This window comes from Nitrosomonas sp. sh817 (assembly GCF_030908545.1).
In the GTDB taxonomy this organism is placed as follows: domain Bacteria; phylum Pseudomonadota; class Gammaproteobacteria; order Burkholderiales; family Nitrosomonadaceae; genus Nitrosomonas.
In genome coordinates, this window is sequence record NZ_CP133083.1 from 690,462 (window position 1) to 713,765 (window position 23,304).

At 50.5% G+C, this 23,304-nt stretch carries 22 protein-coding genes and 1 pseudogene; 18 read left to right on the plus strand and 5 right to left on the minus strand.

Annotated elements, in window-relative coordinates:
- Positions 1-129: 129 nt before the first annotated feature.
- The 3 genes from RBH92_RS03315 to RBH92_RS03325 are packed head-to-tail and all read left to right on the plus strand — an operon-like array spanning position 130 to position 2,839.
- Positions 130-996 carry an HlyD family efflux transporter periplasmic adaptor subunit gene (locus tag RBH92_RS03315; protein ID WP_307933262.1) on the plus strand — a complete coding sequence of 289 codons (867 nt, stop codon included), beginning with the start codon at positions 130-132 and terminating at the stop codon, positions 994-996.
- Entirely contained in the window at positions 993-2,162 is a 1,170-nt protein-coding gene (gene devC, locus RBH92_RS03320) for an ABC transporter permease DevC (protein ID WP_307933263.1), read from the plus strand. Before RBH92_RS03315 ends, devC begins: the two co-directional genes overlap by 4 nt.
- A complete protein-coding gene (locus tag RBH92_RS03325) occupies positions 2,162-2,839 on the plus strand; it encodes an ATP-binding cassette domain-containing protein (RefSeq protein WP_307933264.1) in 678 nt (225 codons plus the stop codon). The genes devC and RBH92_RS03325 overlap by 1 nt, the downstream gene beginning before the upstream one ends.
- A 69-nt stretch (positions 2,840-2,908) precedes the next feature.
- On the opposite strand, the gene RBH92_RS03330 is transcribed toward RBH92_RS03325, so the two are convergent.
- Positions 2,909-3,115 carry a dodecin gene (locus RBH92_RS03330; RefSeq protein ID WP_307933265.1) on the minus strand — a complete coding sequence of 69 codons (207 nt, stop codon included), beginning with the start codon at positions 3,113-3,115 and terminating at the stop codon, positions 2,909-2,911.
- 78 nt (positions 3,116-3,193) lie between these two features.
- On the opposite strand from RBH92_RS03330, the gene RBH92_RS03335 reads away from it, so the two are divergent.
- On the plus strand, positions 3,194-3,979 hold the full coding sequence (locus tag RBH92_RS03335) for a M48 family metallopeptidase (RefSeq protein WP_307933266.1): 786 nt from the start codon (positions 3,194-3,196) through the stop codon (positions 3,977-3,979).
- Between the two features lie 4 nt (positions 3,980-3,983).
- On the opposite strand, the gene RBH92_RS03340 is transcribed toward RBH92_RS03335, so the two are convergent.
- Positions 3,984-4,391 (minus strand): VOC family protein, encoded by a 408-nt coding sequence (locus RBH92_RS03340; protein WP_307933267.1) that lies wholly within the window; start codon positions 4,389-4,391, stop codon positions 3,984-3,986.
- 510 nt (positions 4,392-4,901) lie between these two features.
- On the opposite strand from RBH92_RS03340, the gene RBH92_RS03345 reads away from it, so the two are divergent.
- The 12 genes and pseudogenes from RBH92_RS03345 (at position 4,902) to RBH92_RS03400 (ending at position 19,474) form a co-directional block, all read left to right on the plus strand.
- Complete coding sequence (locus RBH92_RS03345) at positions 4,902-5,414, plus strand: chemotaxis protein CheW (protein ID WP_307933268.1); 513 nt, start codon at positions 4,902-4,904, stop codon at positions 5,412-5,414.
- 38 nt (positions 5,415-5,452) lie between these two features.
- The gene (locus RBH92_RS03350) at positions 5,453-7,177 is read left to right on the plus strand and encodes a methyl-accepting chemotaxis protein (RefSeq protein ID WP_307933269.1); all 1,725 of its coding nucleotides are present in this window, start codon (positions 5,453-5,455) and stop codon (positions 7,175-7,177) included.
- A 382-nt stretch (positions 7,178-7,559) separates the two neighbouring features.
- Positions 7,560-10,700 (plus strand): efflux RND transporter permease subunit, encoded by a 3,141-nt coding sequence (locus RBH92_RS03355; RefSeq protein WP_307933270.1) that lies wholly within the window; start codon positions 7,560-7,562, stop codon positions 10,698-10,700.
- Between the two features lie 168 nt (positions 10,701-10,868).
- A pseudogene (locus tag RBH92_RS03360) lies at positions 10,869-11,279 on the plus strand (shikimate kinase); the annotation flags it as partial.
- A 108-nt stretch (positions 11,280-11,387) separates the two neighbouring features.
- Positions 11,388-12,488, plus strand: coding sequence for a 3-dehydroquinate synthase (gene aroB, locus RBH92_RS03365; RefSeq protein WP_307933920.1), 1,101 nt, complete (start codon positions 11,388-11,390; stop codon positions 12,486-12,488).
- The gene (locus RBH92_RS03370) at positions 12,481-13,602 is read left to right on the plus strand and encodes a deoxyguanosinetriphosphate triphosphohydrolase (RefSeq protein WP_292925307.1); all 1,122 of its coding nucleotides are present in this window, start codon (positions 12,481-12,483) and stop codon (positions 13,600-13,602) included. Before aroB ends, RBH92_RS03370 begins: the two co-directional genes overlap by 8 nt.
- A gap of 278 nt (positions 13,603-13,880) precedes the next feature.
- Entirely contained in the window at positions 13,881-14,954 is a 1,074-nt protein-coding gene (gene hemE / locus RBH92_RS03375) for a uroporphyrinogen decarboxylase (RefSeq protein WP_307933271.1), read from the plus strand.
- Between the two features lie 31 nt (positions 14,955-14,985).
- Positions 14,986-15,675: a response regulator transcription factor gene (locus tag RBH92_RS03380; protein WP_292925309.1), complete on the plus strand. Its 690-nt coding sequence runs from the start codon at positions 14,986-14,988 to the stop codon at positions 15,673-15,675.
- Positions 15,656-16,930 carry a sensor histidine kinase gene (locus RBH92_RS03385; protein WP_292925310.1) on the plus strand — a complete coding sequence of 425 codons (1,275 nt, stop codon included), beginning with the start codon at positions 15,656-15,658 and terminating at the stop codon, positions 16,928-16,930. The genes RBH92_RS03380 and RBH92_RS03385 overlap by 20 nt, the downstream gene beginning before the upstream one ends.
- A 298-nt stretch (positions 16,931-17,228) precedes the next feature.
- Entirely contained in the window at positions 17,229-18,185 is a 957-nt protein-coding gene (locus RBH92_RS03390; RefSeq protein ID WP_292925311.1) for a sodium-dependent bicarbonate transport family permease, read from the plus strand.
- A gap of 38 nt (positions 18,186-18,223) precedes the next feature.
- A complete protein-coding gene (locus RBH92_RS03395) occupies positions 18,224-18,541 on the plus strand; it encodes a P-II family nitrogen regulator (RefSeq protein ID WP_292925312.1) in 318 nt (105 codons plus the stop codon).
- A gap of 141 nt (positions 18,542-18,682) precedes the next feature.
- Complete coding sequence (locus tag RBH92_RS03400) at positions 18,683-19,474, plus strand: lysophospholipid acyltransferase family protein (protein ID WP_307933272.1); 792 nt, start codon at positions 18,683-18,685, stop codon at positions 19,472-19,474.
- On the opposite strand, the gene RBH92_RS03405 is transcribed toward RBH92_RS03400, so the two are convergent.
- From RBH92_RS03405 to RBH92_RS03415, 3 genes are read right to left on the minus strand one after another with little or no spacing between them, the layout of a single operon-like run.
- Positions 19,428-20,228: a symmetrical bis(5'-nucleosyl)-tetraphosphatase gene (locus RBH92_RS03405; protein ID WP_307933273.1), complete on the minus strand. Its 801-nt coding sequence runs from the start codon at positions 20,226-20,228 to the stop codon at positions 19,428-19,430. The two genes, RBH92_RS03400 and RBH92_RS03405, sit on opposite strands and share 47 nt — an antisense overlap.
- Before the next feature lie 10 nt (positions 20,229-20,238).
- Positions 20,239-21,045 carry a 4-hydroxy-tetrahydrodipicolinate reductase gene (dapB, locus tag RBH92_RS03410; RefSeq protein WP_307933274.1) on the minus strand — a complete coding sequence of 269 codons (807 nt, stop codon included), beginning with the start codon at positions 21,043-21,045 and terminating at the stop codon, positions 20,239-20,241.
- Positions 21,046-21,099: 54 nt separating this feature from the next.
- Positions 21,100-21,504: an outer membrane protein assembly factor BamE gene (locus RBH92_RS03415; RefSeq protein ID WP_307933275.1), complete on the minus strand. Its 405-nt coding sequence runs from the start codon at positions 21,502-21,504 to the stop codon at positions 21,100-21,102.
- Positions 21,505-21,581: 77 nt separating this feature from the next.
- Between RBH92_RS03415 and fur the strand changes: the two genes are divergently transcribed.
- Both fur and RBH92_RS03425 read left to right on the plus strand, forming a co-directional pair.
- Positions 21,582-22,022 (plus strand): ferric iron uptake transcriptional regulator, encoded by a 441-nt coding sequence (gene fur, locus RBH92_RS03420; protein ID WP_307933276.1) that lies wholly within the window; start codon positions 21,582-21,584, stop codon positions 22,020-22,022.
- 3 nt (positions 22,023-22,025) lie between these two features.
- Positions 22,026-23,297 (plus strand): lytic murein transglycosylase, encoded by a 1,272-nt coding sequence (locus RBH92_RS03425; protein WP_307933277.1) that lies wholly within the window; start codon positions 22,026-22,028, stop codon positions 23,295-23,297.
- Positions 23,298-23,304: the final 7 nt, after the last annotated feature.

Here is a 23,304-nt window from a genome sequence, read left to right on the forward strand (position 1 = left end):
TTTTTTCTGTAAATTGGCTGATTATACTGCTATCCGCCGCGCTTAGTCTCTTTCAATCCGACATCCACATAAAAAAGAATCATGAGAAGAATTCATCCGTTACAGCGGAGCTTTTTTTGCTGTTTTGTTATGATCGGCTGGTTTTCTATGCATACCGGTTCATACGCCGATACCGCAGCGCTGGTGAGCGGCAATCAGGGTATTGGCGCATTGGGGCGGATTGAGCCGCGCTCCCGGGTCATTAAAATATCCCACAACGCCGGGCCGGAAGGCGCTCAGGTGCGGCAATTGCTGGTTCAAGAAGGCGATCTGGTTAATTCCGGCGGCAAACTGGCAATTCTTTCGGATCATGCAAAAAGAAAAGCGGAAGTCGAGGCTGCCAGGACTTTTGTGACGGTTCTTGAAGCGCAATTGAAAGTGGAAAAGCACTCGCTGGCTTTCAACCAGAGAGAATTCCAACGTTACCGGTCGTTGCAACAAGATGTCGCCACCAGTGAATCGCAAGCCGATAGCAAACGTTTGGCATTGCAACAATCCGAAACGACGATACAACGCTTATCCGCCGAGATAGCCAACGCCCGCTTCAAACAGAACATCGCCGAAGCCGAACTGGACAATGCTTTCATTTATGCACCGATCACCGGCACCGTTTTGAAAATCCTGACGCGCCCCGGCGAGCGTATTAAGGATAGCGGTTTACTGGAAATGGCGGATTTAACACAACTGGATGTGGTTGCGGAAGTTTATGAAGCCGATTTGTTGCAAATTAAACCGGAACAGCAGGCCTTGATCAGCGCGACCGGTTTGTCGCGGGCTTATCGGGCACAGGTCAGGGAAATCGGTTTTCAAGTAAAGAAAAACGATTTAAACGATACCGATCCTTTGGCGGATATCGACAACCGTATCGTGGAAGTGCGCTTGACGCTAGAAGCGGACGCAGTCGGGGTGCTGCGGCATCAGATTTTCCGTCAAGTCAAAATACGTTTCGTGCCATGAATCTCGCTAGCTGGTGCTATTTTCCGGCGCGTTTGGCATGGCGGCAATTGGTGTTTGACCGCACCAAGCTGGCCGCCGCGATTGCCGGCGTGATGTTTGCGTGCGTGCTGGTGTTCATGCAATTGGGCTTCAGAGATTCTCTGTACGATAGCGCGATCTCCGCACCGTTGCGATTAACCGGGGATTTGTTTTTGATGCACAAGCAGACCGAAGCGATGTGGCGTCCGGTCAGATTTCCGCGCCGTGAACTGATGCGAGTGCTAGGGAATCCGGCGGTAGCCGAGGTCACGCCGGTATATTTAGCGCTGGCATCGTTCAAGAATATCGAGACTCAGGTGAAGCGAACGCTGATGGTGTATGGTTTTGATCCCGATGCGGAGATATTCGATATCGCCGGTATCCGCGATCACCGCATTGATATGCGGATTAAGGATACGATTTTGTTCGACGAATATTCCCGCCCGGAATTCGGACCCCTACGGCAATTGCTGGAAGCGGGCCGGGTTACGACCGAAGTCAATGATTACAAAGTCAACGTTGCCGGGGTATTTCGTTTGGGCGTATCTTTTGCGGCTGACGGTAATATCGTTACCAGCGATCTCAATTTCATGCGTATTTTTCCTAATCGCAATCATCATGCGATCGACCTGGGCGTGATCAAGCTGCATCCCGGTGCGCCGGTATTGCAGGTACAACAAGAACTTAGACGGCAACTCAATGAATTTGTCGATATCTTTACCTACCAGGAGTTGTTGAAGCATGAAAAGGATTATTGGGCGGATATGGCGCCGATCGGATTCATTTTCGGTTTCGGCACGATCATGGGATTGGTGGTCGGCCTTGTCATTGTCTATCAGATTCTCTTTACCGACATTGCCAATCTGCGCTATGAATTCGCCACACTGAAAGCGATGGGATACGAGCATGGTTATTTTATCCGGGTGGTGTTTGCCTCGGCGTTTTTTCTGGCAGTGCTCGGATTCGTTCCCGGCCTTATTTTGTCGGCGGCTTTATATCATTTGGCTGAATCGCAGATTTTCATGCCGATGCCGATGACTTTCAGCAAGCTCGGCACGGTGTTTTTGTTTATTCTTTCCATGTGCACCATAGCTGGATTGCTGGCGATCCGCAAACTGAAAGCCGCCGATCCGGCGGATATGTTCTGATGGCGCGGATTATCGACGTGCAGCATCTCAACTTCAGCTTCGGCAGCGGTGAAATCGAGCGTCCGGTTTTAAAGGATGTCACGCTGTCTATTGACAAGGGTGAAATCGTACTGATGACCGGGCCGTCCGGTTCCGGGAAAACGACGTTTTTGACCATCGTCGGCGGTTTGCGCCAAGCCTGCCATGGCAGTGTGCACGTGTTGGATCAGCAACTGGTTGGTAGCGCCGAGCCAGTCAGAATCAAGATCCGGCAGCAGACCGGTTATATTTTTCAGCAACATAACCTGCTCAAAGCATTGACTGCATTGCAAAATGTCAGTATGGCCCTGGAAATGCACGATGCCATGACGGAACAGCAGCGGCTTGAACAAGCAGCAGCGATGCTGGATGCTGTGGGGCTGGGCGACCGGATGGACTATCGGCCCGAACAACTTTCCGGCGGACAGCGCCAGCGGGTTTCGATTGCCAGAGCATTGGTCGGGCAACCTAAAATCGTCCTGGCTGATGAACCGACAGCTTCGCTGGATAAGCAGAGCGGTTACGAAGCTGTCGGAATTTTAAAAAAATTAGCTAAAGAATCGGGTACTACCATTTTGCTGGTTACGCATGACTACCGCATTCTGGATATCGCTGATCGTGTCGTGGAACTGGAAGACGGCGTGATTCGAAATGCGTGATGGTGCATGGTGCGTGCTATAAGAAGCATTACTTGTAACAATCGTCAGCAAAAGCTTGCAGCAGCCTTATTAATCCAGGCGAAAACCGATTTTCAGTTTTACCTGGAAGTGCGCGACTTTGGCATCAACAATATGACCGCGGGTCTCCACGACTTCAAACCAATCCAGGTTATGCAAGCTTTGTCCGGCTTTTGCAATGGCTTGATGAACAGCGTCGTCACTGCTTTTCGTCGATGAGCCGACAATTTCAATCACTTTATAAACATGATCGCTCATTTTGAAATTCCCCTTTTATGTTGTTGGAAAAAACGTTATATCATATTTCCGGCGATTATTTTAATGGAGCAGTTTGCTATGAAGTTCAGATTGGTTGTTGTTTTGTTGATATTAGTTACTTTATGCGCTTGCGCCACGACCCCTACCGGACGAAGCCAATTGGCATTTATGCCGGATGATGAGCTGGACGCCATGGGATTACAAGCATTTACCGAAATGAAGAATGAAAAACCGATGAGTCAGGATACGCGCGAGAATCGGTTTGTGCGTTGCATTACCGACGCCATTACGCGTGAAACCGGCGGTGAATGGGAAGTTGCGGTATTCGAGGATAAATCATTGAATGCATTTGCATTGCCCGGCAAGAAAATCGGCGTTCATACCGGTTTGATCGATCTGGCGGACAACCAGGATCAGCTTGCGGCCGTCATAGGGCATGAGATCGGTCATGTATTGGCGAAACACAGTAACGAACGGATGTCACAGAAACTGGGCGCGCAAATCGGCATGTCGGTGATTGCCGCGATTGCTGCGCCGCGTACGCCGATGGGTCAGACCGCCATGGGGCTGCTCGGTGTCGGTACGCAGTATGGCGTATTGATGCCGTTTAGCCGCTTGCATGAAAGCGAAGCCGATGCGATCGGGATCGAATTGATGGCGAAAGCCGGGTTCAATCCGGCCGAGAGCATTACGCTCTGGCAGAAAATGGCGCAAGCCAGTCAAGGCTCGCAACCGGCTGAATTTTTATCGACGCATCCGTCGCACGATACCCGGATCGATGATCTCCAGGAACTAATGCCCAAAGCCACGGCATTGATGCAACAGGCCCGCGCCGCCGGAAAAAGACCGGATTGCGAGAAATAGCCGGTTATTGTTCCGGCGCCGGTTCGTGTGCCGGAAAATCCAGTTCAACCTTAGCACCGTCCGGATCATGGCAGAATAACTGCCATATCTCCAATCCTTGCAAGCGCTTTAATTCATAAGCGACACCGCATTGCTTAAGCCTATCGACAGTTGCTTGTAAACCGGAAGCGGTAAAAGCCATGTGATCGATGACACCGGCCGCATCGGCCGGTATCGGCTTGCCCGCCATGATATGCAACACGGCCTGATCGCCTGCGTAGAGCCAGGCGCCCGGAAACGTAAACGGTGGCCGGTAGCCTTCTGATAGACCTAAGATGTTGATATAAAAATCTTTGCTGCTTTCAAGGTTGCTGCTTAAAACCGTGAAATGATTCATTCCGAGAATCTTCATTTTGTTGTCCTCCTGCATCATGCCAGCTCCTTTCCCGAACGAAGCTGAGTCTCTCCATGTTCTTGCAATGATGTTTATATATTCCTACAAATATAATGGGTTTTTCTTTTTTTATTTCATACTTGGATTTTTTCCATCATCGCTAGAATAGTAGAGACGGAACATTTTTATCACCGGTTGATACTGCTCGGAAACTGCGTTAGCCAGTTGATGAAACAATATTTTATCAGCATTGTTTTTTATGCGGCCATCAATGTCAAGGAATCAATTAAAGAAAATATTTCTTTTAGCCGTAAGAAAAATCTTACCTGTTATTTGAATCGGTAAATACCTGAATAATCACCTAGGGAAGCGCTGATTAATTCAGCGAACGTGCTGAAGGGCGAGGCGCACGGAACGCAACAACCGAGACATATCAATCTGATAGGCGAGGGAGTGAGTACCGCGCAACGAAGCAATTCGCTCGTGCAGTCAATTAATCAGCGCTTCCCTAATCAAAAATCAGCAATGTAACTAGAAGGAGCGGAAAACATGTTACAGGAGCAGACGACCTCTGCAGCAAGCGGGTCACCGCAACCGCAAAACAGCGGAGTGACCAATGAGTTTCTAACCTTTCGTCTGGGAAGCGAGGAATACGGGATTGAGATCCTCAAGGTACAGGAAATTCGCGGCTACGAAGCCATTACGCAGATAGCCAACGCGCCCGACTTCATTAAAGGTGTGGTGAATTTAAGGGGCATCATCGTGCCGATCATCGATATGCGGATTAAATTTTGCCTGGGCAGCGTGGAATACGATCAATTCACCGTCGTGATTATTCTCAATGTAGCAGGGCGGGTGATGGGGATCGTGGTGGATGGCGTATCCGACGTGATCAGTTTGGAGTCTGAGCAGATTCGCCCAACGCCGGAACTAGGTTCGGTGATTGATACCGAATATATCATGGGTCTTGGGACGATTGATGATCGAATGTTGATCATGATTGATATCGAGAAGCTGATGAGCAGTCACGATATGGGATTGATTGAATCCAGCATCAACTAGCAGGATGGTTTTTTAGGAAAAATTCATAGGAGGTTGGGATGTTTACAGAAACGACAATTAAGTTTCGTTTAAATTTAGTATTGATCATGATGGCAATGTTGCTAGTGAGTACCGGTACCATTGGTTTGTATGGTTTTAATCAGGGCAATGACAGACTGGAAACGGTCTATGAGGATCGCTTGATTACTACCGGGCAACTAAGCTCGATTCTGGATGTTTGGTATCAAGTCCGGGAAAATACCAGAAATGCGGTTGAGTCGAATAATGTTGCGACAGCCAAAACGCTGGGAGACGATGCGAACCGCTTGGTCAAGCAAAATGAAGGCGTGTGGGCAAAATATCTTGCAACGTACTTAACGCCTGAAGAAGAGGCGTTGACCAAAACCAAGGGTGAGCAGCACGTGCAGTATGTGAGTTCAATGAATCGCACGATTCAGTTAGCGTCGTCCGGGGAGTTTGAAGCTGCGGCACGGAATCTGGCTGCCGATACCGTACCGAAGTTTACTGCTTTGCGCGATACGGTTTTTGCCTTGCTGGATTTGCAAAGTAAAATTGCCGAGCAGGAATATGCGCAAGCTCAAACCGATTTTCAGACTATTTTCATGATTTTATCCGCGATCATGATCGTCAGTATCGTGGCGGCAGCCGTGTTCGGCATGTTGCTATTAAAGTCGATCGTTGACCCGCTGAATGAAGCCATAGAGATTGCTCATAAAGTCGCGTCGGGAGACCTCACTTCGAATATAACGGTGGGATCGACCAAGTCGTCGACCGGCAGATTACTGCAAGCATTAAAAGAAATGAACGATAGCTTGATAGACCTGGTCGGAAAAGTGCGTTCGAGCACGGATCAAATTACCACGGCATCGGGAGAGATTGCATCGGGCAACTCGGATCTGAGTCAGCGCACCGAAGAACAAGCGTCAAGCCTGGAAGAAACTGCATCCAGCATGGAAGAATTGACCTCAACCGTCAGACAAAATGCCGATAATGCACGCCAAGCGAATCAATTAGCGGCAGGTGCATCGGAAGTTGCAGTCAAGGGTGGTGCGGTAGTAGGGCAAGTGGTGCAAACCATGAGTTCGATTAATGAGAGTTCCAAGAAAATTGTCGACATCATCAGCGTGATTGATGGCATTGCATTCCAAACCAACATTCTGGCATTGAACGCAGCGGTCGAAGCGGCCCGGGCCGGAGAGCAAGGCCGCGGCTTTGCGGTGGTGGCGACGGAAGTAAGAACCCTGGCGCAACGTTCAGCAGCGGCGGCAAAAGAGATCAAAGAGCTGATCAGCGACTCGGTGGCGAAAGTGGAAGACGGTACCCGTCTGGTCGACGAAGCAGGTGCGACGATGGATGAAATCGTGAGCGCGGTGAAACGTGTGACCGATATCATGAGCGAAATTTCCGCGGCATCACAAGAACAAAGCTCTGGAATCGAACAGGTCAATCAAGCGGTTACGCAGATGGACGAGGTGACGCAACAGAATGCCGCGCTGGTGGAGGAAGCAGCCGCAGCCGCCGAATCGATGCAAGAACAAGCGCAATCGCTATCGCAAGCGGTCAGCATATTCAGGCTATCAGGTGGTCATGGAGCGGTAACACCGGTTAAGAGAAGTAACCGTCCGGCAGCGGTCGCGAAGCTGCCTAATCGCGGCCCGGCAACGAGAAAAGCATTGGTAAAATCGAATGCGAGCGTAGCCAGTGAACCGGCGCCCCGCAAAGTTGCAGCCGGTGGTGGCGGGGGCGACTGGGAAGAGTTCTAAAACTTATCCAGTCGTAGTCAGAATAACGAAACACCACCTGGTTTCCAGGTGGTGTTTTTTTTGGTAGCTGCATGACTGAAGTTTGTTCCAAGGCGATGTCATAACCCGCTCGCTCGTTCGATTTGCGGGGGATTCATATAAATTGACATAAAATCATATGGTTGGATAGTTTTTATAAAATCGATACCGTTACCGGAGCTAATGCAGAAAGATCTCGACAGTTGCACCGATTGTTACAATAATGAAGGAATCCATCAGAGTAACGCCAAAAAATATTCGAATTTTGGATTGTTATTGAATCCGATCCACATCAGCCCCAAACCTTAATTTGCTATAAATGCTTGAATTTTGCGAGGGGTACTAAAAATACGGTAACAGCGACATGGCTAAATTTTTTCTTGAAAGGCCGATTTTTGCCTCGGTATTGTCAATCATCATTGTGCTCGCCGGTTTGGCTGCGGTTGTGCAATTACCGGTTGAGCAGTATCCCCGCATCACCCCGCCTACGGTCATCGTAACCGCAACCTTTCCGGGTGCGAGTGCTGAAACCATGATTAAAACCGTAGCCGCACCCATCGAAGAAAAATTGAGCGCCATCGAAGGATTGCTGTACTTCAATTCCAGTGCGGATTCCAGCGGCCGGTTGACGATTACGGTTACCTTTGAAATCGGAACGGATGTCGACCGGGCTGTGTTTAATGTCAGCAATGAAGTCAATACCGCATTGGCGCGCTTGCCCGACGAAGTCAGGCGGACCGGTATTACGGTGCAGAAGCGCTCCAATGATTTACTGCTGGTTTTTGCGTTGACTTCCAAGGAGCCTAGCCATAACACCCTGTTTCTGAGCAACTTTATTACGATCAATTTGTTGGACGACTTACGACGGGCCACAGGTGTGGGCGAAGCACGGATTTTCGGGGCGCAGGATTACGCCATGCGGATCTGGTTGCGGCCTGATCGTATGGCGCAGCTGGGCATCACCACCAGCGATATCGTGAACGCCATCCGTGCGCAAAATGCGCAGCAAGCGATCGGGAAAATCGGCCAAGAACCGGCGCTGGTTGATCAGCAACTGGTCTATACAGTAACTGCGAAAGGCCGGTTACTGGAACCCGAGCAATTCGAAGAGATCATCCTGCGCTCCGATGGCATGCGTGGTGTGTTGTATTTGAAGGATGTCGCGCGCATTGAACTCGGCGCGCAGGATTATGCAACGCGCACATTGCTGAACGGTCACCCCGGTCTTGGGATCGGAATTTTTCTTCGGTCCGGCGCCAATGCGCTGGAAACCGCAGCGGCTGTCAAAGCCAGAATGCAGGAACTGAAACAGTATTTTCCGGAGGGAGTGGAGTATGTCATTTCCTACGATACCAGCGTGTTTGTCAAAGCATCGATCTGGGAAGTCGTGAAGACCTTGGGAGAGGCTTTGTTGCTGGTGGTGCTGGTAGTCTATTTATTTTTGCAAAGCTGGCGGGCAACCCTCATTCCGGTCATCGCCATCCCGATCTCGTTGATCGGCACATTTGCCGGGTTGTGGTTGCTGGGATACTCCATTAATACGCTGACGCTTTTTGCCATGGTGCTGTCGATCGGCATCGTCGTCGACGATGCCATCGTGGTGCTGGAAAATATCGAGCGTCTGATCTCGCAGGAAAAGCTATCACCCCTGGATGCCGCGATGAAAGCGATGCAGCAGGTTTCCAGCGCGGTAGTGGCGATGACCATGGTATTGGCGGCGGTTTTCGTACCGGTAGCTTTTTTGGGAGGCATTGCTGGGGAACTGTACCAGCAATTCGCGGTAACGGTCGCTGTCGCCGGCGTGATTTCAGGTATCGTGGCGTTAACGTTGACACCGACTTTATGCGTGATGTTGTTGCGATCCACGCACCGGCAATCGGCTTTTTTTACCTGGTTTGACCGTCATTTCGAGCGGACGCGCCGGTTTTATGTCGGCATGGTCGGTCTGAGTCTGCGTCATTCGATTAAAAGCGCGTTGCTATTCATGGCAGTGATTATGTGTGTATTCATTCTGGTGAGAAACATACCGGATAGTTTCGTGCCGCCGGAAGATCAAGGCTTCGTGCTCGGTGCGGTGATTTTGCCCGACGGCGCCGCGCTTGGCCGCACCATCCGAACCGCCGATGCCATTACCACCGAAATGGCCAAGCTACCCGGCGTTACTTTTCAATTTGCCGTCAACGGTTTGGATTTTATTGGCGGCGGTAACAAAACCAATGTGTCGACGATTTTCCTGCGGATGAAAGATTGGTCCGAACGCACCACGACGGCGGAAGATGTGGTAAAAAAAATGTCGGAAGTGGGGGCACAGCAGCCGGATGGAATCGCAATCGCCTTTAACCCGCCGGCGATTCGTGGACTGGGCAGTACTGGTGGATTTGAATTATTTGTGCAGAGCCGGACAAACTCTGATCCGGCGCAATTGGCCCGTGTCGTCGACGAGTTGATGCGAACGTTGCGGCAAGAACCCAAGTTGGCAACGGTCAATACTTTCTTGCGGACATCGGTGCCGCAATATTTCATTGAAGTCGATGATGCCAAGGCCATTGCCCAAGGCGTGTCGATAGCGGATATCTATGCCACCCTGCAAAGCACCATGGGTACATTCTATGTGAATGATTTTAACCGCTCTGGACGGACCTACCGCGTGCAATTGCAGGCGGAAGCGCCATTTCGCATGACGGCGGAGGATCTCGGCAAAGTGTATGTGCGTTCCGAGCCGGGCGCAATGATCCCGCTATCGGCTTTAAGCACGGTGAAGCACATTGTCGGCGCGGAACAACTGGAGCGGTTCAATGGTTTGTTAGCGGCTAAAGTGATGGGTAGCGGCGCGAAGGGGGTGAGTTCGGGGGAAGCGATTGCACGGGTGGAAGAGGTCGCTGCCGGAACATTACCGGATGGTTATCAGATCGCTTGGACGGGAGCAGCTTTCCAGGAGAAAAAAATGGGATCGGCCGCGATTATTGCGCTGAGTCTCGCGGTCGTGATGGTTTTCCTGATTTTAGCGGCGCAGTTTGAGACTTGGGCGCTGCCGCTGGCGGTCATCATGGCGATTCCTTTTGCGATGGCCGGCGCGTTGCTGGCGATTTTGCTGCGCGGCATGCCGAATGATATTTATTTTCAGATCGGTATGGTGACTTTGGTCGGATTGACCGCGAAGAATGCGATATTGCTGGTCGAATTTGCCAATCAGAAAATGAAACAAGGCATGGCAGTCTCCCATGCCGCTTTGCAGTCGGCGCAACTGCGTTTCCGTCCTATCGTGATGACTTCGATGGCTTTCATACTGGGTGTCGTGCCGCTGGTACTGGCTACCGGCGCCGGTTCGGCAGCCCGGCAATCGATGGGAACCGGCGTTTTTGGCGGCATGATATTGGCCACGGCGGTCGCGACAATTTTTGTGCCATTATTTTTCTCTTGGTTTGTACGCAGGCAAAATCCCGGACAACCCGGGAGTAATAATAAAGCCACGCAACAGCAACCAACCGCATCGATCGATCGATAGGCGAGGAATCTGCAGGATAAACCCGGCGGAATGCAATCCAATGAAAAGTGTTGCCGCGTGTAGGCTGTGATTTCGGCTACAATCACAGGTATGAATTTAAGTAAAACGAAAATATTGCAGCCCCTTCAGAAAAAAATCGGAAATACCAATATTATCCTGATCGGCATGATGGGCGCCGGCAAAACCACGATCGGCAAGGCGCTGGCCAGCGCTTTGAACAAAGAGTTCATTGATTCCGATCATGAGATTCAGAAGCGCACCGGTGTAAAAATCCCGGTCATTTTTGAAATCGAAGGGGAAGCCGGATTCCGCAAGCGCGAATCGGAAGCGTTATTTGATTTGGCGCATAAAAACAACGTTGTGCTGGCGACCGGCGGCGGAGCTATTCTGAGTCCGGACAACCGCCGGTTGCTACGGCGCAGCGGTATCGTTATCTATCTGCGGGCATCCGTCAATGATTTATACCGGCGTACCCGGCATGACAAGAACCGGCCGTTGCTGCAGACCGATAACTTGTACGGCCGGTTGAGCGAACTTTATGGTCAGCGCGATTCTCTGTATCGCGAAACAGCGCATTTGATCATCGACAGCGGCAAGCAAGGCGTTCGTTTTCTGGTTCAAAAACTTATCAATCAATTAATCTCTGAAGACCTCGATCACATTATGTACGGTAGTGACATGAACGCTATGCAAACCATTACGGTAGATTTTACATCTTCATCCGAGAAACGCAGTTATCCGATCCATGTCGGTCACGGGATTTTGCAGCAGGCCGATTTGATTGCATCTTGCTTGCCGCAGAAACGGGTGGCGATTGTCAGCAATACCACCGTTGCGCCATTGTATCTGGATCAATTGCGCGCAGCTCTGGAAGCCAAAGGAGTCGTTTCCCTTCCGATTATTCTTCCCGATGGCGAAGCCCATAAGAATTGGGAAACATTGAATTTGATTTATGACGCGCTGCTGACAAACCATTGCGAGCGCAAAACCGCTATTTTGGCGCTGGGTGGCGGCGTGGTCGGCGATTTGACCGGATTTGCCGCAGCCACTTATTTGCGCGGCGTGCCGTTCATCCAGATTCCAACCACGCTTTTGGCGCAGGTGGATTCTTCGGTCGGCGGTAAAACCGGCATCAATCATCCGCTAGGCAAAAATATGATCGGCGCGTTTTATCAGCCGCGTTTGGTTTTAACCGATAGTGCAACGCTGAATACCCTGCCCGACCGGGAATTGCGTGCGGGAATCGCCGAGATTATTAAATACGGTCTGATTCGCGATCCGGCGTTTTTCGAATGGCTGGAACAAAATATGCATCGTTTGCTGGCGCGAGATCCGATGACGCTGAACGAAGCGATCCGGCGAAGCTGCGAGAACAAGGCTGAAATCGTGGCGTCCGATGAACAGGAAAAAGGTGTGCGGGCGTTATTGAATTTAGGCCATACCTTTGGTCACGCAATCGAAAATGGCATGGGATACGGTGTCTGGTTGCATGGCGAAGCGGTGGCGGCTGGAACCATACTGGCGGCGGAGCTGTCGCGCCGCATGAAACTGATTGGTGAAGCGGATGTGATTCGAATCCGCAGAATTTTTCTCCAGGCGGGTTTGCCGGTTGTCGCGCCCGCGATGCCCGTGGAAAAGTATCTGCAATTGATGACGCTGGATAAAAAGGTCGAATCCGGTAAAACACGATTTATCGTTCTGAATCGCATTGGAGAAGCGGTGATGCGCGCCGATGTTCCAGCCGAGCTCCTCAACGACACGATTCTCGCTTGCATGCCGCATGAGTAAGCTTGCCGGTTATGCAGTGTCCTGCGAGAATTCACGAGGGCGCGCGATTGATGAAGATCCGCCGGCCGGGCGCAGCGAATTTCAGCGGGACCGGGATCGCATCATTCATTCGGCGGCTTTCCGCCGCTTGGAATATAAAACCCAGGTGTTCGTGAATCATGAAGGCGATTTGTTTCGTACGCGTTTGACGCATAGCCTGGAAGTCGCGCAGATCGGGCGGTCGATTGCTCGAAACCTGGGATTGAACGAGGATTTGGTGGAAGCCATCACCTTGGCGCACGATTTGGGACATACGCCATTCGGACATGCCGGACAGGACGCATTGAATGGCTGTATGCGGGACTATGGCGGTTTCGAGCACAATCTTCAATCGCTGCGGGTTGTCGATGTGCTGGAAGAACGGTACGCGGCTTTCGATGGCCTTAATTTATGTTATGAGACCCGGGAAGGCATTCTCAAGCATGTGTCCAGAAAAAATGCACAGAAATTGGGCGCGTTGGGAGAGCGTTTCTTGCAACACAAAAGCCCTTCTTTGGAAGCGCAGCTCGCCAATTTTGCCGATGAGATTGCCTATAATAATCACGATGTCGACGACGGCTTACGGTCCGGCTTGATCAATTTGGCGCAATTGCAGGAAGTTTCGATTTTTTCCCGCCACCTTCAGCGCGTCAAGGCGATGCATCCGTCGCTTTCCGAACGGCGCATGGTTTATGAGACCGTGCGCAATATGATCAATACCTTGGTGACCGATCTGATACAGCAAAGCACGCATAATATCCGCGAAGCGGGTATCCGTAATCTGGAAGACGTTCATGCGGCACCCCCGTTGATCGGTTTTAGCGCGCAAGTCAAACAGGAACAGCAAACATTAAAGAAATTCTTGTTTGATAATCTGTACCGGCATTTCCGGGTGATGCGCATGAATAACAAAGCGCGCCATACCATCGAGAAATTATTTACTGCATTCAGTTCGGAAATACGGTTGTTACCATCGAAGTATCAGGAGAAATTCGACGCCGACGGGCAACAAGCCATCGCCGACTATATTGCCGGCATGACCGATCGCTATGCGATAAAAGAGTATCAGCGCTTATTCACGATTGCAGAGGATTGACGGGTGCTATTGAAGCACTGGAGAGTTCTTTGAACTATTTACATATCCGGCTTCACTGAAATAGTGAATAGTGAAATGGTGTGCCTGAATTTTGATCGGGTGGATTGAGAATATACGCGGTGGCCATTCGCTGGTAAAATTGCAACCAAGGAAAGGTTAGGGAAACGCTGATTAATCCGGTGAGCGAAGTGATTCGTTCGAGCAGTCGATTAATGAGTGTTTCCTCAGGTATGTGCAAAATGTAGCCTTTTATAACAACTATAAGCATAGGCTTTGGAATGACGACACTTAAAAACGACACATTGCTTCGCGCATTGCTGAAGCAGCCGATAGAATACACGCCGGTTTGGTTGATGCGGCAGGCAGGAAGATACCTTGCGGAATATAATGAAACGCGTGCGCGGGCGGGGGATTTTCTGTCGCTCTGCAAAAATCCGGGATTTGCAACCGAAGTAACCATGCAACCCCTCGCGCGTTTTCCGCTGGATGCCGCGATACTGTTTTCCGATATTTTGACTATTCCGGACGCAATGGGATTAGGGTTGTATTTCTCCCAGGGCGAAGGTCCCATGTTTAAGCATCCGTTGCGGGAAGAAGCGGAAATCCGGGCATTGAAGGTGCCCGATCCGGGAGCGGAGTTGCGCTACGTGATGGACGCCGTATCGGAAATAAGAAAAGCATTGGACAATCGTGTTCCGCTGATCGGTTTTTCCGGCAGCCCTTTCACGCTGGCTTGTTATATGGTTGAAGGGCGCGGCGGTACCGAATTCCGTGAAATCAAGACCATGCTGTATTCACGCCCGGAGCTGTTGCATCACATCCTGGACGTCAATGCAAAAGCGGTAACGGCTTATTTGAATGCGCAGATCGAATCGGGCGCGCAAGCCGTCATGATATTTGATACCTGGGGCGGTGCGCTGTCGCATGCAGCATACCGGGAATTCTCTTTGCATTATATCCGCCAGATTGTTGCCGGATTGAAGCGGGAGCAGGATGGTTCGCGCATACCCAGCATAGTTTTTACCAAAGGCGGCGGGTTGTGGCTGGAAGCGATTGCAGATATCGGATGCGACGCCGTCGGGCTGGATTGGACCATCGATATCGGAGAAGCGCGCCGCCGTGTCGGCGATAAAGTGGCATTGCAGGGAAATCTCGATCCGTCCGTGCTGTTTGCCACGCCTGAAGTCATTGCCGCGGAGGTGGAAAAAATTCTGATGAGCTATGGTAATGGGAGCGGGCATGTCTTTAATCTCGGTCACGGTATTTCGCAATTTACGCCACCGGAGAATGCCGCGGCGTTAGTCAATGCGGTCCATACCTTGAGCCGCAGATTCCATGCCGGAGGCGCTTAACCACAACCAATTGATAGTTGCAGGTAATCTTATGCATATATTAATTATTGAAGATGATCTGGCGATTGCCGCCAATCTATATGACTTTCTGGAATCAAGGGGGCATACGGTCGATGCTGCAGTGAATGGTGTTGCTGGTCTCCATCTGGCGGTTACGCAACGGTTTGATGCAATTTTGCTCGACTTGGGTTTGCCTGGAATGAACGGCATGACACTATGCCGTAAACTCAGGCAGGAATCACAAATCGACACACCCATTTTGATGCTGACTGCGCGCGATACGCTCGAAGATAAGCTGGCGGGTTTTGAACAGGGAGCCGACGATTATCTGATCAAGCCTTTTGCGTTGAAAGAAGTGGAAGCGCGTTTATTGGCATTGCATAAGCGGCATGCCGGAAAAGTAGCCAATCGCACGCTGGAGTTTGACAAGCTCTCTTTCGATCCGAAGACGCTGTCGATTCGCTTTGAGAACAAGAACGTCAAACTTCCTCCCAAGTGTATCCGCTTATTGGCTTTGATGATGAGCGAACCGGGCCGGGTTTTCAGCCGCGAGGAACTGGAACTGGAAGCCTGGGAAGATGTTCAAGAAACCAGTGACACACTGCGTAGCCATATGCACATACTGCGGCGGGCATTGACCAAAGCGGGCGGATACGATCCGATAGAAACCGTGCATGGTCTCGGTTATTGTTTGACATCGCGTGTTCAGATTCCCGAATGAAAATAGTCTGCGCTACCGGGTTGCCGTAGCGCTGACAACTTTTAGCGTTTTTATCGTTGGAACGCTTTGTATTATTCTTTACTTTGTCTCGGATAATATCGAGGAAGAGCATATTGAGCAGGTGATCGAGATGGAAATGGATCATCTTGTTCAGCGCTATAAAAAGCACTCCGATTTTATCTACCAAGTCGGTTTGCATCTTAAAAGTTATGTTATTCATAACATCGATGACGAGTTGCAGATTCCAACGTATTTGCGCGGTTTGAATGCGGGATATCATCGGATTTACTATGGGCTGGAAGATTTTCACGTATTGGTGCGCACTGACCAGGGCGTGAAATTTCTTGTTGCCTACCGGATTGCGTTGCATCAGCAACGGTTAAGTAAATTAAGAGTGATCATCTTATTTTCCTGGTTTGCGGTGGTTGCCATCGCTTTTGTCGTCGGGTACTTGCTCGCCGGCGTGCTGGTCAAGCAAGTAACGGATCTGGCGGATCGTGTCAGTTCACTGGCAACAGAAGGCGATCAAACAGGCTTATTGACGCAACCGGATATGGACGAGGAAGTTGCGCAACTGGCGCAAGCCTTGGATGATTACCAAATCCGCATTAAACGAATGTTGCAGCGCGAGCAAGAGTTTACCGCCAATATCAGCCACGAATTACGGACGCCGATTACTACCATTCTTACCAGTTGCGAGTTGCTGGTTGCTTCTGTTGATATACCGGCGCGAGCGCAACACCGGATAAAAATGATCGAAAGCGCGGCGACGCGCATGGGCGAGCAATTGCAAGCCTTGCTGTTCTTGGCGCGGGAGCAAGCGCTGGGCGCGACCGAGCCGATTGCGATTGCTGAATGCGTTTTCGATGCGGTTGAGCCGATTTGTACCGAAATTTACCGCAAAGGACTGGATTTCGAAGTCAATATCGCACCGTCTGTGACGATAGTACTGAACCGCCAAGCCTTGCATACCGCTCTGATGAACTTGCTGCGCAACGCAGTACAGTACACCGAGAGTGGTTTTATTCGTGTCGATTACAATAATCGCCGCTTATCCGTTACCGACTCAGGTATCGGCATTGAACCGGCCTATCTGCCCTTACTGTATGAGCGTTTCTTTCGCGGCTCTGAGCAAGGCGAAGGCTTAGGAATCGGCTTGGCAATCGTCAAGCGAATCTGCAATCACTACGGCTGGCGTATCGAAGTCGACAGCACCCCGGGCAAGGGTACGACTTTTCACATTATTTTCCCTTAATTTCTGAAGAAACACGCATCGTTCTCTTCACGAATTCTTCACGTTTCCTGTGTTAACGTTTCCGTGTGAAGGGTAATTCAGTCACGGGTTTCCAGGTATAAAACAGAGTGTTTTTCGTCGCCTGAATTTAACTAGGTAGTCACGTCTCGTAGAATTTTGATTCAAGAATTGAATTTCTCCATCAATTAGAGGGGGCATTTTTCTTTTTGCTTCGATTTCATCGAGACTCTGGAAGATACTGGAGTGAAAAATATTAATGAAACGGAATGGATATAACTATTAAAATAAGGAGTGTTGCATGGCTACTATACAACCAGTAGTGTTCTTTTTTGTTGCTGGGGTTTTGGCGGGCGTGATCAAGTCTGACCTGAAAATACCCGAAGCTTTGTACAAGAGTATGAGCTTGTTCTTGCTGATTGCCATTGGTTTCAAAGGCGGTGTGTCAATGGCGAAGTATGAAATCATGGAAGTATTACCAATTGCAGTTTCCATGGTGGTTTTATCGGCTTTGGTTCCATTAACCGCTTATCCGATTTTAAGATTCGTCGGTAAATTCACTCAGGCTGACGCCGGCGCCATTTCCGCGCACTATGGCTCGGTCAGCGCGGTGACCTTTGCCGTGGGTGTGGCTTTTCTGGCGGCGAAGGATGAGCCTTCTGAGGGCTATATGGTTTTGATTATGGCGCTGATGGAAATACCCGCGTTGGTAACCGGTACAGTCCTGGCGCGCGCCGGTGCTGGCGGTGAAAAAACCCAATGGGGCAAGCTGATGCACGAGATTTTGACCGGTACCAGTCTTTATCTGTTAATTGTGGGCGTTCTCATCGGGTACTATGCAGGGGTAGTAAAACTGGTGTCGCCATTGGATAAAATGTTCATGGACTTGTTCATGGGCGTATTGGCATTCTTCCTGCTGGAAATGGGATTGCTGGCATCGGCGCGGTTGAAGGCGGTTATGGCAAAAGGTGTTTTTATTGTGTCGTTCGGGATTTTGTTCCCGTTGATGGCTGGAATGTTTGGCGCTTATTTGGGCTGGATCTTCGGTCTGACTGAAGGCGGCACCATGCTGTTGGCGGTCTTGTATGCCAGCTGTTCATATATTGCTGCACCGGCAGCTATGCGCATTGCAGTGCCGGATGCCGATCCTGCGGTTTCAATCGGCGCATCGCTGGGTGTGACATTCCCTTTCAATATCTTTATCGGGGTACCGATTTACTGGGAAATGGCGCACTGGTTCCATGGCATGGCAGTATAATAAAGTACTTAATTAACCGGACAATTAATGGGGAAAATATGAATAATACGATTGCTATGAGACGATTTGAAATCGTTATCGGTATTGAGCAGCTTGAGCAACTGACGGATATATTGGAAAAATGTGAAGTACGTGGCTATACGGTACTTAAAAATGCCGGCGGTTTGGGATCGCGTGGTGTGCGTGATCCGGATGATGTTTTGATGGAACAAGAGAACGTGATGGTTGTGCTTGCTTGCAAAGATGATCAGGCACAGAGAATTGTCAACGAAGTTCGGCCGGTATTGAAAAAATTGGGTGGTATGTGCCTGATTTCGGATTGTCTGTGGCTTGAGGGACCGGCAGTCTCTTACTAACCGTTCTTTTTGCAGTTTCGTTTTATCTAGCAAAACGCGCAATAGAAACCTATTGCGCGTTTTGCTTTATCGCAAACGGTTTAGCCGATTGCCGGGAAATCCAAAAATCCGGCTTTGTTATTCAAGTTGCCTATGCATACCATGCAAAAAACCACACCGCTGCTATTACAGGTTATCCGGGTCATTAAATTGCTGTTTCATGTCATATCCGGTGTATTGCAATCGCTGGTGTATCCCTATTTTCCCCAGCACATCCGGCGATCGATGATGCAGCGATGGGCAACAGGCGTGCTGGCCTGTCTTGAAATCCGGTTGCAATGTTGCGGTAGCGTGCCGGCAGTGCAAGTGCAGCGGGTGCTGCTGGCGGCCAATCATGTTTCCTGGCTGGATGTGTGCGTGCTGATGGCTGCCTGCCCGACGCGTTTTGTCGCCAAAGCGGAGATCAGTCAATGGCCGGTTTTGGGTTTGCTAAGCCGGAATGTCGGCACGCTGTTTATCGAGCGCGCAAAACGCAGCGATACGCAGCGTATCAATCAGCAGATTGCAGAGGCGTTGGAGAATGGCGAAGTGGTGACGGTGTTTCCGGAAGGCACGACGACCGACGGCTCTCAACTAAACCATTTTCATGCTTCTTTGCTGCAATCGGCAGTCAATGCGGATGCCTTGCTTTATCCGGCGGCGATCCAGTATTGCAACGTTGCCGGCGGGATTTGCAGGGAAGCGGCGTATATCGATTCATCGCTGATTGTGTCGCTGCAGAACATACTCAGCCAGCCGCGGATTGAAGCGGCATTAACTTTCACGCCTCCGGTTCCAAGCGGTTTGAGAAATCGCCGGGAATTGGCGCGCCTGGCCGAGCATGCGATTGCGGAAGTCTTGGCGGTGCCTATTCGCAAGGAATCTGAAAAATCTTCCGGTCTTCCAAGCGAATAGCGGTTAATTGCCCGCCCCAGACACAACCGCTATCCAAGGCAATCACATGATCGCTCAGATGTAACCCTAATGCCGACCAATGCCCGCACACGATGGTATGCTGTTCACTGGCGCGGTGCGGCACGCGAAACCACGGTAAATAATCGGATGGAATGGTTGATAAAGCACCTTTAAAGTAAAGGTTCATTTTGCCATCGGCAGTGCAAATCCGCATTCGCGTCATGGCATTGACGATGACGCGTAAACGGATGAAGCCGCTCCAGTCGTCAAACCAGTAATCGGGTTCATTGCCATAGATGCCTGAAAAAATTTCGGGATAGCCGTCCTGACGTAAAGCGTTCTCCACTTCGGCTGACAGTTGCACGGCTTGAGCGATGGACCAAGAGGGCAGCAAGCCGGCATGTACCATCGCATAGGGGCCTTCGCTGTGAAATAATTTCTGCTGACGCAGCCAATGCAACAATTCCTCCCGGTCAGGCGCGTTGAGGATCGGCTGCAAGGTATCACTCGGATGATTTCTTCCGATACCCGCCGCAACCATCAATAAATGCAGATCATGATTCCCCAGTACGATTTGCACCGCATCGCCGGCTTGCTTGACATAGCGCAAGATCGCTAATGAATCCGGACCGCGGTTGACAAGATCCCCTGCCAGCCATAATTTATCTTGGGTGGGGTCGAAGCGGATTAACGCGATGAGGCGTTGGAATGCTGTGAAACAGCCTTGCAAATCACCGATCGCATAAATGGCCATGGCGAGGGTTTTAGCGTAATTTCAGCACATCCTGCATATCGAAGAGGCCATTGGGCTTATCGGCGAGAAAGCGGACTGCGCGTAATGCGCCCATTGCAAACGTCATGCGGCTGCTGGCTTTATGTGATATTTCAATGCGTTCGCCGATTCCGGCAAACAACGCGGTATGATCTCCGACGATATCGCCGCCACGGATAGTGGAAAATCCGATGGTTTCCGGGTTTCTTTCGCCAGTTGTTCCTTCGCGTCCGTATATCGCCACCTTGTTCAAATCCTTCTCTAATGTTTCCGCGATCACTTCGCCCATGCGTAGCGCGGTGCCGGACGGCGCATCCACCTTGTGACGGTGATGTGCCTCGATAATTTCGATATCGTATCCTTCGTTGAGTACTTTTGCGGCAATCTCCAATAGTTTGAAAGTGACATTCACGCCAACGCTCATATTGGGTGCGAACACAATCGCAATGTCTTGTGAGGCTGCTTTGAGTTGCGCTTTCTCTGACGCGGAGAAGCCGGTCGTACCGATGATCATTTTGACACCTGCTTCCCGGCAAACGGCAAGGTGCGCCAATGTGCCTTCGGGGCGGGTGAAATCGATCAATTGATCGCAATTTTTCAAAGCAGTTGCATAATCACTGGTGATTGAGATACCGCAACCGGCTCCGATTAATTCTCCCGCATCCTTGTTCAGATAAGGGCTGCCGGTTCTTTCAAGCGCTGCGGCAAGTTGCAGATCCGGCGCTTGCGCGACTGCTTCCAGCAATATCCGTCCCATGCGGCCGGAGCATCCTGCGATCGCAATCTTCTGAGTTATCATAAATCTTCCCTGTTGATCTTTAGTTAAAGTAAATAAAAACAGTTTGTTAAGAAATTATTTTTGACCACCGTTCTCTGGAGCGTTTTCTTCTTTTTCAGGGGGCGTTTGAGCCGGTTTTTGTTTTGCGGTCTCCTCTTTCGAGAAATTCATATAGTCTTCGATATTGATCAAAATATCATTGTCGAAGAAAAGCGTGAGCCGTTTTTGTTCAACCAGATCACCTTTTTTCCGGAACAAATAGACATAATCCCAGCGGTTGTCGCGAAAAGCGTCAATGATCAGCGGCGATCCCAATACGAATAACACCTGCGATTTGGTCATGCCGGGCTTTAATTTTTCCAGCATTTCATCGGTAACGACGTTTCCTTGCTGCACATCGATCCGATAAATGACATGCGGCAGGTATGAGCAGTTTGCCAGCAGCAAGAAAGTAAGCAGAACGGTAAATTTCGCAACCATTTTGTTGATATGATATGTTTCCAAAGTAAGTACGGCGCTATATGATACAGTAAATTATTTTCCGAACAGAGATAACTATGGGTAACTTTGATGATCTGAAAAGCATTGATCTAAAAAACAGCGGCCTTAAAACGACACTGCCACGACTGAAAATATTGAATTTATTCGAGCAAAGCAGTGTGCGGCATCTGTCGGCTGAGGATGTTTACAAAGAGCTGATTAATGAAGGCGAAGACATCGGGCTGGCGACAGTCTACCGGGTGCTGACGCAGTTCGAACAGGCCGGATTGCTGGAACGGCACCATTTCGAGAGTGGTAAAGCGGTGTTCGAACTGAAAGGCGACGGTCATCACGATCACTTGGTTTGCTTGCAGTGTGGCCGCGTGGAAGAATTCTACGATGCCGAAATCGAAAAACGTCAAACCGCCATCGCAAAAGAACGCGGTTTTAAATTGCAAGAGCATTCCTTGTCGCTATATGCGGATTGCATAAAAACCGACTGCCCGCATCGAAAATAAAAAATGCCGGTGATCGTGTTCAGCATTCCTTCAATCAAGTCTCCATTAAATATCAGGAGTTTGCAGGCAGTTATTGTTGCATTCTCGGTTTTATTGTTAATACATCCGGCAGAAGCCAGTAATCCCCAGTTTGGCGAATGCATCTCCAGAATGAAGGATCAAGCGAGGAGCGAAGGTATTTCAGACAAAACCATCCAACAGGTTCTGGGGAAAGCAAGATATCTGCCGCGCGTGATTGAACTGGACCGGCGCCAGCCCGAATTCACGCAAACATTCGCAAACTACTTTGGTACGCGCATCAGCGAAGAACGCATTCAGCGCGGACGGGAGCTATTGACCAGGCATCGCGAGCTGCTGCGGCAGATTGAGCGGGAATCGGGCATACCGGCGCAATTTCTGGTTTCATTTTGGGGACTGGAAACCAACTACGGCGGTTTCTTTGGAGATTTCCGGATCACCGATTCGCTGGCGACATTGGCTTGCGATCCGCGCCGTAGCGGCTATTTTACGCAGGAACTGCTGAATGCGATGCGCATCGTTGATGCCGGCGATATTGCCGCAGAGCGGATGATCGGGTCTTGGGCGGGTGCGATGGGGCATATGCAATTCATGCCGTCGACTTTTTTAAGGTACGCCAGAGATATCGACGGCGACGGACGCCGCGATCTGTGGGGGAGTATTCCGGATGCGATGGGTTCCGCAGCCAATTTTTTACGCCAATTGGGCTGGGTGCCGGGTTTAAACTGGGGGCAAGAAGTGCGTTTGCCGCCATCTTTCGATTATTCCCTGGCGGGGCGCGATCAGATGATGAGCTATGCCGAGTGGCAGCGCCTTGGCGTAGCGGCGATATCTGGTGCATCGCTGGGTCCTGCGGAGCAAAAAGCCGCACTGCTGGTGCCTTCCGGTCATCAAGGGCCGGCTTTCTTGGTGACCCAGAACTTCCACGTGATCATGCGCTGGAATCGCTCGGAATTTTATGCATTATCTGTCGGACATCTGGCCGACCGGATCGCGGGTGCTGCGCGATTGCACCGCATGCCGCCCGTTGAAACCATCAAAATTTCGCGTGAACAAGTGCGCCAACTGCAAAGGGATTTACTGGCATTGGGAATCGACGCCGGTGAAGCGGACGGCGTGCTGGGTTCCGCAACGCGGAAAGCGATCAGCCGTTTCCAGCAGAGAACGCAACGCATCGCCGACGGCCATCTCGATGCCGCCTTGTTGGTTGCGATTCGCGAGGCGGCAAACGGGGTAATGCAACAAATGGTGGAGTAGTTCCGGG

Excerpts from the sequence above, each read along its gene's own strand:
- RBH92_RS03315 (WP_307933262.1), top strand. The coding sequence starts at position 130 with ATGATCGGCTGGTTTTCTATGCATACCGGTTCATACGCCGATACCGCA.
- devC (WP_307933263.1), top strand. The coding sequence starts at position 993 with ATGAATCTCGCTAGCTGGTGCTATTTTCCGGCGCGTTTGGCATGGCGG.
- RBH92_RS03325 (WP_307933264.1), top strand. The coding sequence starts at position 2,162 with ATGGCGCGGATTATCGACGTGCAGCATCTCAACTTCAGCTTCGGCAGC.
- RBH92_RS03330 (WP_307933265.1), bottom strand. The coding sequence starts at position 3,115 with ATGAGCGATCATGTTTATAAAGTGATTGAAATTGTCGGCTCATCGACG.
- RBH92_RS03335 (WP_307933266.1), top strand. The coding sequence starts at position 3,194 with ATGAAGTTCAGATTGGTTGTTGTTTTGTTGATATTAGTTACTTTATGC.
- RBH92_RS03340 (WP_307933267.1), bottom strand. The coding sequence starts at position 4,391 with ATGATGCAGGAGGACAACAAAATGAAGATTCTCGGAATGAATCATTTC.
- RBH92_RS03345 (WP_307933268.1), top strand. The coding sequence starts at position 4,902 with ATGTTACAGGAGCAGACGACCTCTGCAGCAAGCGGGTCACCGCAACCG.
- RBH92_RS03350 (WP_307933269.1), top strand. The coding sequence starts at position 5,453 with ATGTTTACAGAAACGACAATTAAGTTTCGTTTAAATTTAGTATTGATC.
- RBH92_RS03355 (WP_307933270.1), top strand. The coding sequence starts at position 7,560 with ATGGCTAAATTTTTTCTTGAAAGGCCGATTTTTGCCTCGGTATTGTCA.
- aroB (WP_307933920.1), top strand. The coding sequence starts at position 11,388 with ATGCAAACCATTACGGTAGATTTTACATCTTCATCCGAGAAACGCAGT.
- RBH92_RS03370 (WP_292925307.1), top strand. The coding sequence starts at position 12,481 with ATGAGTAAGCTTGCCGGTTATGCAGTGTCCTGCGAGAATTCACGAGGG.
- hemE (WP_307933271.1), top strand. The coding sequence starts at position 13,881 with ATGACGACACTTAAAAACGACACATTGCTTCGCGCATTGCTGAAGCAG.
- RBH92_RS03380 (WP_292925309.1), top strand. The coding sequence starts at position 14,986 with ATGCATATATTAATTATTGAAGATGATCTGGCGATTGCCGCCAATCTA.
- RBH92_RS03390 (WP_292925311.1), top strand. The coding sequence starts at position 17,229 with ATGGCTACTATACAACCAGTAGTGTTCTTTTTTGTTGCTGGGGTTTTG.
- RBH92_RS03395 (WP_292925312.1), top strand. The coding sequence starts at position 18,224 with ATGAATAATACGATTGCTATGAGACGATTTGAAATCGTTATCGGTATT.
- RBH92_RS03400 (WP_307933272.1), top strand. The coding sequence starts at position 18,683 with ATGCAAAAAACCACACCGCTGCTATTACAGGTTATCCGGGTCATTAAA.
- RBH92_RS03405 (WP_307933273.1), bottom strand. The coding sequence starts at position 20,228 with ATGGCCATTTATGCGATCGGTGATTTGCAAGGCTGTTTCACAGCATTC.
- dapB (WP_307933274.1), bottom strand. The coding sequence starts at position 21,045 with ATGATAACTCAGAAGATTGCGATCGCAGGATGCTCCGGCCGCATGGGA.
- RBH92_RS03415 (WP_307933275.1), bottom strand. The coding sequence starts at position 21,504 with ATGGTTGCGAAATTTACCGTTCTGCTTACTTTCTTGCTGCTGGCAAAC.
- fur (WP_307933276.1), top strand. The coding sequence starts at position 21,582 with ATGGGTAACTTTGATGATCTGAAAAGCATTGATCTAAAAAACAGCGGC.
- RBH92_RS03425 (WP_307933277.1), top strand. The coding sequence starts at position 22,026 with ATGCCGGTGATCGTGTTCAGCATTCCTTCAATCAAGTCTCCATTAAAT.